Genomic DNA, 12,056 nt, shown 5'->3' on the forward strand with positions numbered 1-12,056 from the left:
CGAATGTGCCGCCCGGCTCAGCCGCCCAGGTAGGCGCTCAGAAGCCCCGGGTCCTCGAGCAGGCCCGCGGCATCGCGCTCGGCGACCACGCGGCCGGTCTCGAAGACGTAGGCGCGCGAGGCCACCGACAGCGCGTTGTGCACGTTCTGCTCGACCAGCAGCACGGTCACGCCGTGCTGGTTGATCTCGCGCACGAACTCGAACACCTCCTCGGCCATGCGCGGACTCAGGCCCAGGCTGGGCTCGTCGAGCAGAAGGAGCCGCGGCTCGGACATCAGCGCCCGGCCGATCGCCAGCATCTGCTGCTCGCCGCCGCTCAGGGTGCCTGCCAGTTGGCGATGCCGCTCCTTGAGCCGCGGAAAGCGGTGATAGACCACCCCGACGCGCTTGTCGACCTCGGCCTTCTGCCGGCACAGGTAGGCGCCGAGCGTGAGGTTCTCGTACACGCTCATCGCCGGCCACACGTGCCGCTCCTCGGGCGACTGCGCAATGCCCAGTCCGACGATCCGGTGGGCCTCCATGCCGCCGATGGGCCGGCCGTCGAACACGATGTCGCCGCGCGTCGGCCGCAGCAGGCCGGAGATCGCGCGCAGCGTGGTGCTCTTGCCCGCGCCATTGGCACCGATCAGCGCGACCACCTCGCCGGCGCGCACCGTCATGCTGACGCCATGCAGCGCGGCCGTCTTGCCGTAGCTCACGTGCAGGTCGTTGAGTTCGAGCAGGTTGCTCATGATTTCTTCCCCCCGCCCAGATAGGCTTCGATGACGCGCGGATCGCCTTGCACCTGCGCCGGCGTGCCCTCGGCGAGAAGCTCGCCGAAGTGCATCACCACCACCCGGTCCGACACGCCCATGACCAGGCCCATGTTGTGCTCGACGATCAGGATCGACTTCACGAAACGCCCGCGCAGCTGCTTCAGGATCTCGCCGAAGCGCCTGGCCTCCTGGCTGTTGAGGCCGGCGGCCGGCTCGTCGAGCATCAGGATCTCGGGCTTGGCCGACAGCGCGAGCGCGACTTCGAGCAGCCGCAACTCGCCACAGGACAGCATGTAGGCCGGCACGTCCATGCGCTCGGCAAGGCCCATGGTGTGGACGATCTGCTCGGCGCTCTCGCGCACCGAGCGCTCCGTGGCGCGCACCTTCGACGTCGGGAAGAAGGTGCTCCACAGCGACTGCTTGGCTTCGAGGTAGTGCCCGGTCAGCACGTTCTCGAACACGGTCAGCGACTTCAGGATGTTGGTCTTCTGGAAGCTGCGCACGATGCCGCGGCGCGCCATCCGGAACGGCTTCTCGCCGGTCACTTCCTGGCCGCTGTAGCGCACGCTGCCGCCGGTGGGGGTGTAGAAGCCCGTGATCAGGTTGAAGCAGGTGGTCTTGCCGGCGCCATTGGGTCCGATCAGGCCGACGATCTCGCCGGCATGGACGTCGAAGCTGATGTCCTTGACCGCCTTGATGCCGCCGAAGGACTTGCTGAGTCCGCGCACTTCGAGCGCGCCGCCGCCGTGGGCGAGGGTCGCTGCGGCGCTCATGCGGGCCTCCCGGCGGTGCGTTGCACGGCGCCGGCCGGCACGGCCGCCTTCTTCACGCGGGTCTCGCGGCGCTGCGTGATGAAGCCCATCAGCCCGCGCGGCAGGAACAGCACGATCGCGATCACGGCCAGGCCGAAGATCGACAGCCGCAGCTCCTTGGCCTCGCGCAGGTACTCCTCCAGGAAGGTCACCAGCAGCGCACCGATCAGGGGCCCGACCAGCGTGCCCTTGCCGCCGATCAGTACCATGATGATCATGCTCACCATGAAGGCGAAGCGGAACACCTCGGGCCCGACGAAGGAGATGTAGTGGGCATAGAAGCCGCCCGCCATGCCCGACAGGAAGGCGCCGAGCACCAGCGCGAGCATCGAGTAGGTGAGCGGCCGGATGCCGATCGATTGGGCGACATAGCGGTTCTCGCGCACCGCCACCGCGGCGCGGCCGGCGTTCGAGTTGACGAAGCGGAACGACAGGTAGAGCGCCAGCGCCAGCAGCAACCAGGCCACCGCGTAGTAGAACTGCTTCGCGCCCAGGTTGCCGGCATCGGCCAGCAGCGCGGGCTGTGGCACGCCCGCAATGCCCATCGGCCCGTTGGTGAGTGCGATCCAGTTGTCGGCCACCAGCCGCAGCACCTCCGAGAAGGACAGCGTCACGATCACGAAGAAGGGCCCCTGCAGGCGCAGCGTGATGCCGCCGATGACCACGCCCATCACCGCCGCGAGCAGGCCGGCGACCGGGATCGTGGCCCACACCGGCCAGCCGTAGCCGGTCGACAGGATGGCGGCCGCATAGGCGCCGGTGCCCAGGAAGGCGGTGTGGCCGAGCGAGAACTCGCCCACGTAGCCGACCACCAGGTTGAGGCTGGTGGCCAGCACGGCGTAGAACAGCACCATGATCGCGATGTGCAGCACGTACTGGTCGCGCACCAGCAGCGGCACCACGGCGGCCAGCGCCATCAGCGCCAGGAGGCAACGTTTTTCGAGGTTCATGCTCGCTCCGCGCGCTTGGCAAAGAGGCCGTAGGGCCGGAAGACGAGGGTCAGGATCACCAGCACGAAGCCGATGATGTCGACCCAGCCGGTGGCGACGTAGCCGCCCCAGAGCGCCTCCGAGACGCCCAGCAGCAGGCCGCCGGCGATGGCGCCCGGAAAGCTCCCCATGCCGCCGAGGATCACGACCACGAAGGCCTTCATGCTCACCAGCCCGCCCACCGACACCTGCGCCGAATAGATCGAGCCGAGCAGCATGCCCGCCAGCGAGGCGATGACGGTGCCCATGGCGAAGGTGCTGGCATAGACGTTGGCGGTGCGGATGCCCACCAGGCGTGCCGCCATCGGGTCCTGGAAGGTGGCGCGCATCGAGCGGCCGAGGCGGGTCTTCTGGATCGTCAGGTAGGCCGCCAGGATCAGCAGCGCGCAGACCGCGACCGCGAACAGCCGCAGCTTGGTCAGCACGATCGGACCGAGGAAGACCGGGCCTGCGGAGATCGGTGCCTCGACCTTCAGCGGCGCGGTGCCGACCATCAGCAGTGCGGTGTTGGCCAGGAAGATCGACAGCCCGATGGTCAGCAGGATGCCGGGCTCCTCGCCCTGGTCGCGGATGCGCTCGATCAGGAAGCGGTCGACGAGCCAGCCGAAAGCTCCCATCGCGACCGCGACCAGCAGGAGGCCGGTGAAGAAATCGAGCCCGAGCCGCGTGGTGGCCCACCAGCCCATGACGCCGCCGAGCATGTAGAGCTCGCCGTGCGCGAAGTTGACGACCCGCATCAGGCCGAGGATCAGGGTCAGTCCCAGCGCCGACAAGGCGTAGAACGAACCGGTCACCAGGCCGTTGACGAGGTACTGTGGCAGCAGTTCCATGTTGGCGTTCCTTGTGCCGCTATGCGTTGCGCGAGGGACGGCCGCTCATGGCTTCTCGGTCGCGGCTTCGGCGACCACGCGGGGTTCCTTGTTGGCGATCTGCACCAGCACCACGTCGAAACCATAGCCTTCGCCCTTGTCCGTGAACCTGAAGCGCCCGTTGGGCGCGGTGTAGTCGGTCTTGCGCAGGGCGTCGCGCACGGCTTCGGGATCGGGTTTGCCGGCGCGCGCGATGGCTTCCATCATGATGTTCATCGCGTTGTAGCCGGCGGCGCCGTACTTGCCGGGCTTCTCCTTGTAGCTGGCGGCATAGCGCTCGACGAAGGCCTTGTTGGCCTCGCCCGGCAGGCTCGATGCATAGGGCACCGCGGCGTAGATGCCTTCGGACGCATCGCCGGTGAGGCCGATGAAGTCGGCGGTGGCCCAGGAGCCGACGCCGAAGATCTTGGTCTTGATGCCGAACTCCTTGAACTGCTTCACCAGGATGGCGCCGTCCTGCGTCTCGGCCGCGACGAAGACGCCGTCGGCATTGCTCGCGCGCAGCTTGGTCAGCAGCGTGTAGAAGTCGGTCGCGCCGTGGTCGAAGTACTCCTTCATCACGGTCTTCACGCCCAGCGCGCTGAGGTCCTTGGAGAAATCCTCGACGCCGCCGCGGCCCCAGTCGTCGTTGACGCCGATGTAGGCGACTGTCTTGAGCTGCAGCTTCTCGGCCAGGATCTTGCTGAAGGTCTTCGACATCAGGCGGTCGGTCTCGGCTGAACGGAAGAAGTACTGCATGCCCTTCTCGGTCAGGTCGGCCTTGGACGACACGCCCGTGAGCAGCGGCACCTTGTACTTCTCGGCCACCGGCATCACGGCCGCAGTCGCCGAACTGCAGAAGGCGCCAGCCAGCGCCACCACCTTGTCGCGCTGGATCAGCTTCTCTGCGGCATTGACGGAGTTGGCCGGGCGGCACTGGCCGTCCTCGATCACCAGCTCGATCTTGCGGCCGAGCACCCCGCCGGCCGCGTTGCGGCGCTCCACCGCGAGCTTGGCGCCACTCACGAAAGCCTGGCCGTTGTAGGCGACCGAGCCGGTGAGGGGCTCGATGACACCGACCTTGATGGTCTCCTGAGCCATGGTTGCGGACACCATGCCCAGCGCCAGGGCGGCGGCGCTGGTGGACTTGAACAGCTTGAACATGACGAATCTCCTTCGAAACATTGCAGGTGAGGGCGCCTCCGGCCGGGCCGTCGCCGCCACAATAATTAAACGCTCAATTAATTGTTGCCGGGAGAATAGCATTCCGAGGGATGCACCATTTCAGGGTTACTACCGAGCCGATCAATTAATTAAACGCCTAGCAAGCAAGCTTGATGCCAGGCGCAGGGCCGGAGCATGGCGTGTTCTTGCATCTGACACCGACCCAGGCGGATTCGAAACACGGCTGGCACCGAGCTTGGGGACGATCGTCCCCATGAACGTCGACACCGAACGCCCCGACCCCACGCGTGCATTGCCGATCGCCGTGCTCATGTCGTTCCTGGGAGGCTTTCTCGACGCCTATTCCTATGTGGGCTGGGGTGGTGTTTTCGCGGGTGCACAGAGCGGGAACATCATCCTGATGGCAATCGCGATGGTTCAAGGCCATTGGTTCACCGCGACGCGTCATCTGCCGTCCATCCTGGCCTTTGGGCTCGGCGTCGTGGCGGCAGAGACGCTCAGGATGCCGCGTCCCGCCTCCTTGCTGAGGCGCCCGGACATTGCGGCGCTCGCCCTGGAGGCAACGGCCCTGCTCGTGATCGGGCTCCTATCACCAGCGGTGCCGGCGGCGCTGGCGACTGCTGTCCTGGCCTTTGCCGCCGGCTTGCAGTTGAGCTACTTCGGACGCGTGCACGGCTGGACCTACAACTCCACCATGACGACCGGAAACTTGCGCAACCTGATCGAGGCCATGGCAGGCATGGCCTTCCGTCGAGACCATGCCGCGCAAAAGCAGGCCATCGCCTTGAGCAGGGTGATTGCGGCTTTCGCGGCCGGCGCAGGGATCGGCGGCCTGGCCACCTGTCGATTTCAAGCTCACGCGATCTGGATGGCGATACCGGTGTTGTCCCTCGGCATCCGCATGCTCTCGACATCGAGCCGCTCCATCGCACCACCGGTCCCACGGCGCGCCGACGATCCCCAGGGGATTGCATCTGCAACGCTCGCCAGCCCAGGTCGAAATTCAGCCGAAACAAGGGCTTGAGACATTGGATTCCGGCGTCAGTGCCACGCGCAGTGGCCAACGCCGACAGGCAATTTCGCCTCGATCCACTGCTATCCCCGAAGGAGTTTCAATGACCGACATCATCCGCAGCGACCTCATCCTCTCTCGATCGGCCTTCAGCCACATCATCGACGTGCCGATCGAGCAAGTCGACATCGGCAAATGGCTCTTCGGCCTGCGCGAAGCCGAGTACCAGCGGTGCGCGCCGCCGGACCATATCTCGTGCGGCACGACCAGCACCGATGATGGTCGACCGATGTCCATCAATGTCGAGCAGATCGGCAGCGGTCTCGTCGTCCAGCACTACGTGGGCGAAGTTGTCGGAAAGCAGCGGTGCCTCATGGTCTCCACCTCTGACGTGTTCACACCGGCAGGGCGCACCCGGGTGCAGGTCATCTGGGAACTCAGCGCCAAGGGCTTGAATGACGGGCGCACCGAGTACACGAACTCGGTGGTGTCGCATCCCACTGAAGAGTTTCTGGCTTTCATCGCCAGCCACGGCGTGAGCTTCGAGCAGGCATCGCACGATCGACAGGCTGCCTCCGGCGATCACAACAGCCGGGAAACGCCGCTGTTCGCGGAGAGCATCGCCCGCGCAGCCCTTGGCCAACGCCAGTAGCCGGGCCTTGACGCTCGGCCTTAAACATATATACTACATACATGTTTAAGTGACGCGGTAGACATCCTTCGAAGAAGCGTCAAGGCTCCCTCAGCGAAAATCCCAGATGACGAACCCCACACAAGCCCGCAGCCTCGACATGCATCACCCGGTCTCCGGCACCTCCGATCGCATCGCCTTGGGCATCACGCTGTCCCTTCGCTTTCTCGCCGACACCTTCTTCGCCAAGCGCTACGGCAACCGTGCCATCGTGCTGGAAACCGTCGCTGCCGTGCCGGGCATGGTCGGCGGCATGCTGGTGCACCTGCGCTGCCTGCGCTGGATGGTGGACGACCACGGCTGGATCCGCACGCTTCTCGACGAAGCCGAGAACGAACGCATGCACCTGATGACCTTCGTCGAGATCGCCAAGCCCAACTGGTTCGAGCGCCTGGTGGTGCTGATGACTCAGGCCCTGTTCTTCGTCTTCTTCTTCGGCCTCTACCTGGTCTCCTCGCGCACGGCGCACCGGCTGGTCGGCTACTTCGAGGAAGAGGCGGTCATCAGCTACACCCGCTACCTGAACGAGATCGACGAGGGCAGGGTAGAGAACATCGCGGCCCCTGCGCTGGCGATCGACTACTGGAAGCTGGCTCCCGATGCGCGCCTGCGCGACGTGGTGCTCGCGGTGCGCATGGACGAGGCCGGCCATCGCGACGTCAACCATGCATTCGCCGACGCCCTGACCGCGAGCGGCCCTGCGCAAGCCGCAGCGCAGTAGAGACGGCCTCGAGGCGACGCAGCACCCGATGCCCGGCACCCAGCTCTGCACCGAGGCCGAAGTCGCGGCGCTCGTGCACACCTTCTATGCGCGTGTCCGCCAGGACGAAGTGCTGGGACCGATCTTCGAGGCGCATATCGACGACTGGGACCGCCACCTGAGCAAGCTGGTGGATTTCTGGTCGGCCATCCTTCGGCGCACCGGCCGGTTCTCGGGTGCACCCATGCCCAGGCATGCGGCACTGCCCGGCCTCTCCGCAGAGCTGTTCCAGCACTGGTTGAAGCTGTTCCGGGAGAACGCGGCCGCCCTGGCCAACCGCGCGATGGGCGACGAAGCCTGCGCCATGGCCGAGCGCATCGCGCAAAGCCTGTGGATGGGCTACCAGATCAGCCGCGATCCGGACGCCGTGCCGTCGGCGCTCGCCCATCGCTGAGCGGCAGATCGAGGAGGTTTCGCGCGGCGTGGTCGGGCCTGGCTCACGCCTCAGGCCAGGTAGTCGTGCTCGACCGTGCCGAGCGCCAGCGTCATGTCGGCGATGTAGTGCAAGGCCGATTCGACCTTCAGCACCGGCAAGTCGGCCACCGGCGCCAGCGCGTGCGGATGCAGTTCGAGCGAGGCCGGGCCGCTCCAGGCGCCGTGCAGCGTGACGTCGACCATGTGATAGCGCACCAGCTCGCAGATGCGCGGCGTGCCGTCGACATGGGGAATGATCTTGAGCAGGAAGTTGGGTTGCGCGATGGCGGCGAGGATCGGTGCGTGCTCCAGCGTGCGGTGCTTGAAGCCCATGGTGGCCTTGGCGACGCGCACCTTGCCGTAGTCGAGGGTGCCGACCACCACGTCGGTCTCGTAGTCGAGTGCCGGCGAGGCCAGCTTCTTCGGAAAGCCCCACAGCTCGCGCCCGCCGGCGATCGGCGGGTGGTCGTCGAGGTACATCGCATGCACGTAGGCCCCTTGCTCCACGCCGCGGTCGGTGCGCAGCTGCACCGGGATCACCTGCCCCGATTCGGTGTAGTCGCCGAAGCCGGTGGAGTCCGGCATGCGGATGAACTCGTACTTCACCAGCGGCTCGACCACTTCGAGCGGCTCGGGCACCACGGCACGCAGCGCGTCGATGTCGGTGCGATAGGTGACGACCACGAACTCGCGCCGCATGAAGCGGTAGGGCCCCGGCGGAAATGCCGGGCTGGTCAGCGGCATGGCGAATGCGGTCCGGCGGATGTCAGCGATGTTCATGGGGGCTCCGGGTGGTTGCGGGAGAAGCGAGCGGCCGCCTGATGCGAGGCTCGCCGGGCTCGCCGAGATCGAAGGTGGTGACGCCGTTGGTCTGCGCGCGGCCTTGCAGCGCGTCGGGATGGCTCAGTACGCGGCGCATGTCGCGCAGGCCGACCTCCCAGTGTTCCTCGACCGTGGCGCGAGAGAATTCGTAGTCCTTGGATTCGCGCTCGTAGGGCTTGTCGCGGTAGATCAGGTGGAAGATGTCGATCGGCGGATGCGTGAGCTGCGCCTGCACCGCCTGCACGCTCGGGTCCTTGCGCAGCGCGGGCGGCAGCTTGCCGATCAGGTCGGCGATCGCCTGCTGCAGGTTCACGTTGGCCGCCAGCGCGTCGGTGTTCATGCGCGTGCGGCTGGAGTAGGTGATGTCCTTCTGCCGCCGCAGCACGTCCGACATCGTGACTGGCACCGATCCGCGCGCATTGAAGAGGTCGACCTGCATCACTACCAGCGGCTCGCCGCCGTCCTGGTTGTCCAGCAGGTATTGCAGCGGCGTGTTGGAGACCAGGCCGCCGTCCCAGTACAGCTCCCCGCCGACTTCCACCGGCGCGAAGCCCGGCGGCAGCGCGCCGCTGGCCATGATGTGCTCCGGGCCGATCTTCCGGGTCTTGTTGTCGAAGTACACCGCGTTGCCGGTGCACACGTTGACCGCGCCGACGCTGAGCCGTACCTCGCCGGCGTTGATGCGGTCGAAATCGACCAGCCGCTCGAGCGTCTGCCTGAGCGGCGCGGTGTCGTAGTAGCTCAGCATCGGCGCCGCACCGCCCATCATCAGCGTGGGCGACAGGCGCGGCGTGAAGAAGCCCGGGATGCCGAACATCGTCGCGAGGCCGGCGCTCCACTCGTTGAGGGTCGGCCGATCGGCCAGCCAGCCTGGCAGGCGTTGCGGTGCGCCCGACGAGACCAGCTGCCAGAACTCGCGCAGCCGCTCCACGCGGCGCTCGGGCGCGTTGCCGGCGATCAGTGCCGCGTTGATGGCGCCGATGGACACGCCGGCGATCCAGTCGGGCAGTGGCGTCCGGTCGCTCAGCGCTTCATAGACGCCCGCCTGGTACGCGCCCAGGGCGCCCCCGCCCTGCAGCACCAACGACGTGCGCGAGCCGCGAAGCAGGGGAGGGAGGCGGGAGCGTTGTCTGGTGTTCATGGAGGGCCTTGCCGGGTGGAGTGCGACGCACCGGGAGCGGATCCAGCCTGGCGCCCCCGAAGGCGCTCGCAGCATACGTGCCATTTCGATGTCTGCACATCCCACGGAAGACATGCGACAAAGGATGCAGCGCAAGCGGAGGGCCCCTCCCTATGATTGCCTTCCTCCCGACACTTGAAGGAGTCCCAGAGATGAGGAAGCCGGTCTTGATCGTTGGCGCCGGGCCCGTGGGCATGACCTTGGCCATGGCGCTCCGGCGCCGCGGCGTCGCGGTCCGCATCGTGGACAAGGCCGCGGCACGCACCGACAAATCCAAGGCGCTGGTGCTCTGGGCCAGGACGCTGGAGATGCTGGACATCGAAGGCTGTGCGGCCCCCTTCGTCCAGGCCGGGCTGCCCGCAGGCGGCGTGCACATCCAGGAAGCGGGCGGCAAGCCGTTGCTGGACGTGTCTTTCTCGACGGCGCGCAGCGTCTACAAGTTCGCGCTGATGCTGCCGCAGTCCGAGACCGAACGCCTGCTCGAAGAAGAGCTGGGCCGGCTTCAGGTCAGGGTCGAGCGTTCCACCGAGCTGCTGTCGTTCCAGGACAGCGAAGGCGGCATCGTGGCGTCGATCAAGCATGCGGACGGTCTGGTGGAGGCGTTCCCGGCCTCCTGGATCGCCGGCTGCGATGGCGCCCACAGCACGGTCCGCCATGCGCTGGGCGCCGCCTTCGAAGGCGACACGTCGCCGTCGGACTTTCTGCTGGCGGACGTGGAGGTCGACGGCGAGGTGGCGCGAGACGCCCTGACGATCTGCTGGGCCGCGGACGGCATCGCCGCCTTCTTCCCCATCGATGGCTCGCGCATGCGCGTGGTCGCGGATTGCGGACCGTCCGCGCCAACGGAGCGCTCCGCCCCGACGCTGGAGGAGGTCCAGGCCATTGTCGATCAGCGCGGACCGGCCGGGCTTCGCTTGCGCGATCCGGTCTGGCTGAGCAGTTTTCGCATCAACGAGCGCAAGGTCAGGGACTACCGGCATGGCCGCGTCTTTCTCGCCGGCGACGCAGCGCATGTCCACAGCCCCGCAGGCGGGCAAGGCATGAATACGGGCATGCAGGACGCCTTCAATCTCGCATGGAAGCTGGCCCTGGTCTGGCACGACCGCGCGGCGCCCGCGCTGCTCGACAGCTACTCGGCCGAGCGCAGCGCGATCGGCGACCAGGTGCTGCGCAACGCGGGCAACATGACCCGGGTGGCGATGATGCGAAACCCCGTGCTCCAGGAGATCCGCCGGCTGGCGGCGCACAACCTCGGGCGTGTTCCCGCGTTGCGCCAGCACATGGTGGATCAGCTCTCGGAGGTGGATCTGCACTACCGCGACAGCCCGTTGACGCTGCGCCATGCCGGCGCTGCCTCCGGGCCCGCGCCAGGCGATCGCGCGGCCGATGTCGCGTTGCTGAAGCCGGCCGATGGCAGCACCCGTCTGCACGAGGTGCTGAGGACGGGAAAGTTCGCAGTGCTTTCGGTCGGCGTGCCGCCGGTGGAACTTCCGGCTGCGCTGCGCGACATCGCCGCGCCGGTGGAGGGCATCGCAAGCACCGACTATCCGTCGGGGCATGTCTGGCTCGTGCGACCGGATGCCTATGTCGCGACCGGCACGTCCGGCCGGCACCCGTCCGAGATCGTCGCGGCGCTGGAAAGGCTTGTCCTCAGGCCGGGCGCCGTCTCAGGTCTTCCAGGCGCTTGATGAACTGTTCCGGCAAGCGCCGTGACCTTGCGATGTCGACCGCGTCACGACCTTTGAAGTCGGTGATGGCGGCATCCGCCCCGGCTGCGATCAGGAGTTCCAGTGTCTTGAGCCGCTTGAGCCTGGCCGCGTAGAAGACAGGGGTTTCACCATGCGCTCGCAGGTCGAGCTCGGGCTTTGCCATGAGCAAGGTCCGGCACATCATCTCGTCGTCGCGCCACAAAGCCGCCCAGAGTGAATGGCTTGCGTTCGCACCCCGCTCCACAAGGAACTTGACCAGAGGCAGGTTCTCGCCGCGTGCGACCGCGTACCAGAGGGGCGTCGCACGAAAATCACCTTCGTCCTCGTCCATCGGCACTTCGCCTTCGAGGTCGCACCCCGCTGCGAGGAGCGCCGCCACGGTCTTGAGTCCGTGCGCTTCCGCGAGGGGCGTGCTGCCGGGCTTCACGGCGCAGGCGAGGTGCAGCGCAGTGCGACCCTTGGCGTCGGTTGCCCCGGCCAACTCAGGCGCCCGGGCCAGGGTCGCTGCGACCGAAGCAGCGTCCCATCTCTTCGCCGCAGCGAAGAGCGATGTCCTGGACGGCTGGCGACCGAGCCCCATCACGCCTGATGCGGGGCAGGGACGAGGCCCGGCTCCTGCTGCTCTCGCCGAGTCCAGAAGAGCTCGTGGAAAAAGAATGCGACCGTGTTCACGCACGGCTCGATGAGCGCCACCGCACCTGATACGCGCCAGTCGCCGGTCAACAGATAGGTCACGGCGAATGCAACGCTGAAGTGCAGGGCAGCAAAACTGATGGTCTTCTTGAGGTGGCGGTTCATGGCGACTCCTTGCCTCGATTGTACGAGCGGATGAGAGTAATTCTCATTTGCGCGTGCTATCGAAGCGATAGGGCACGCGGC

14 protein-coding genes are annotated in these 12,056 nt (G+C 66.8%); 5 read left to right on the forward strand and 9 right to left on the reverse strand.

The annotated features are described in order from the left end of the window. Positions 1 to 17: 17 nt before the first annotated feature. The 5 genes from QTI45_RS16405 to QTI45_RS16425 are packed head-to-tail and all read right to left on the reverse strand — an operon-like array spanning position 18 to position 4,568. The gene (locus QTI45_RS16405; RefSeq protein ID WP_286370222.1) at positions 18 to 731 is read right to left on the reverse strand and encodes an ABC transporter ATP-binding protein; all 714 of its coding nucleotides are present in this window, start codon (positions 729 to 731) and stop codon (positions 18 to 20) included. Continuing rightward, positions 728 to 1,528 carry an ABC transporter ATP-binding protein gene (locus QTI45_RS16410; protein WP_286655169.1) on the reverse strand — a complete coding sequence of 267 codons (801 nt, stop codon included), beginning with the start codon at positions 1,526 to 1,528 and terminating at the stop codon, positions 728 to 730. Before QTI45_RS16410 ends, QTI45_RS16405 begins: the two co-directional genes overlap by 4 nt. Beyond that, the gene (locus QTI45_RS16415; protein WP_286655170.1) at positions 1,525 to 2,517 is read right to left on the reverse strand and encodes a branched-chain amino acid ABC transporter permease; all 993 of its coding nucleotides are present in this window, start codon (positions 2,515 to 2,517) and stop codon (positions 1,525 to 1,527) included. Before QTI45_RS16415 ends, QTI45_RS16410 begins: the two co-directional genes overlap by 4 nt. Further along, positions 2,514 to 3,386 (reverse strand): branched-chain amino acid ABC transporter permease, encoded by an 873-nt coding sequence (locus tag QTI45_RS16420; RefSeq protein WP_286655171.1) that lies wholly within the window; start codon positions 3,384 to 3,386, stop codon positions 2,514 to 2,516. The genes QTI45_RS16415 and QTI45_RS16420 overlap by 4 nt, the downstream gene beginning before the upstream one ends. 45 nt (positions 3,387 to 3,431) lie before the next feature. Then, complete coding sequence (locus QTI45_RS16425) at positions 3,432 to 4,568, reverse strand: ABC transporter substrate-binding protein (protein ID WP_286370226.1); 1,137 nt, start codon at positions 4,566 to 4,568, stop codon at positions 3,432 to 3,434. 274 nt (positions 4,569 to 4,842) lie between these two features. On the opposite strand from QTI45_RS16425, the gene QTI45_RS16430 reads away from it, so the two are divergent. The 4 genes from QTI45_RS16430 (at position 4,843) to QTI45_RS16445 (ending at position 7,446) form a co-directional block, all read left to right on the forward strand. Then, entirely contained in the window at positions 4,843 to 5,613 is a 771-nt protein-coding gene (locus QTI45_RS16430) for a YoaK family protein (RefSeq protein ID WP_286655172.1), read from the forward strand. Between the two features lie 91 nt (positions 5,614 to 5,704). Further along, positions 5,705 to 6,253, forward strand: coding sequence for a hypothetical protein (locus tag QTI45_RS16435; protein ID WP_286655173.1), 549 nt, complete (start codon positions 5,705 to 5,707; stop codon positions 6,251 to 6,253). 106 nt (positions 6,254 to 6,359) lie between these two features. After that, on the forward strand, positions 6,360 to 7,013 hold the full coding sequence (locus QTI45_RS16440; protein WP_286655174.1) for an alternative oxidase: 654 nt from the start codon (positions 6,360 to 6,362) through the stop codon (positions 7,011 to 7,013). 28 nt (positions 7,014 to 7,041) lie between these two features. Then, entirely contained in the window at positions 7,042 to 7,446 is a 405-nt protein-coding gene (locus QTI45_RS16445) for a group III truncated hemoglobin (protein WP_286655175.1), read from the forward strand. Positions 7,447 to 7,496: 50 nt separating this feature from the next. Here QTI45_RS16445 and QTI45_RS16450 read toward each other — a convergent pair whose 3' ends face one another. Together QTI45_RS16450 and QTI45_RS16455 are read right to left on the reverse strand one after the other, a co-directional pair. Next, positions 7,497 to 8,246 carry an acetoacetate decarboxylase gene (locus tag QTI45_RS16450; protein ID WP_286655176.1) on the reverse strand — a complete coding sequence of 250 codons (750 nt, stop codon included), beginning with the start codon at positions 8,244 to 8,246 and terminating at the stop codon, positions 7,497 to 7,499. After that, entirely contained in the window at positions 8,233 to 9,429 is a 1,197-nt protein-coding gene (locus tag QTI45_RS16455) for a patatin-like phospholipase family protein (protein ID WP_286655177.1), read from the reverse strand. Before QTI45_RS16455 ends, QTI45_RS16450 begins: the two co-directional genes overlap by 14 nt. Positions 9,430 to 9,620: 191 nt before the next feature. Between QTI45_RS16455 and QTI45_RS16460 the strand changes: the two genes are divergently transcribed. Continuing rightward, complete coding sequence (locus QTI45_RS16460) at positions 9,621 to 11,156, forward strand: FAD-dependent monooxygenase (RefSeq protein WP_286655178.1); 1,536 nt, start codon at positions 9,621 to 9,623, stop codon at positions 11,154 to 11,156. Here QTI45_RS16460 and QTI45_RS16465 read toward each other — a convergent pair. Together QTI45_RS16465 and QTI45_RS16470 are read right to left on the reverse strand one after the other, a co-directional pair. Continuing rightward, on the reverse strand, positions 11,119 to 11,658 hold the full coding sequence (locus tag QTI45_RS16465) for an ankyrin repeat domain-containing protein (RefSeq protein WP_286655179.1): 540 nt from the start codon (positions 11,656 to 11,658) through the stop codon (positions 11,119 to 11,121). The genes QTI45_RS16460 and QTI45_RS16465 overlap by 38 nt on opposite strands. Positions 11,659 to 11,756: 98 nt before the next feature. After that, positions 11,757 to 11,975, reverse strand: a complete 219-nt coding sequence (locus tag QTI45_RS16470; RefSeq protein WP_286370234.1) for a DUF2061 domain-containing protein — start codon at positions 11,973 to 11,975, stop codon at positions 11,757 to 11,759. Positions 11,976 to 12,056: the final 81 nt, after the last annotated feature.

Origin of the sequence: Variovorax saccharolyticus, from assembly GCF_030316765.1 — a bacterium.
Classification (GTDB): domain Bacteria; phylum Pseudomonadota; class Gammaproteobacteria; order Burkholderiales; family Burkholderiaceae_C; genus Variovorax; species Variovorax saccharolyticus.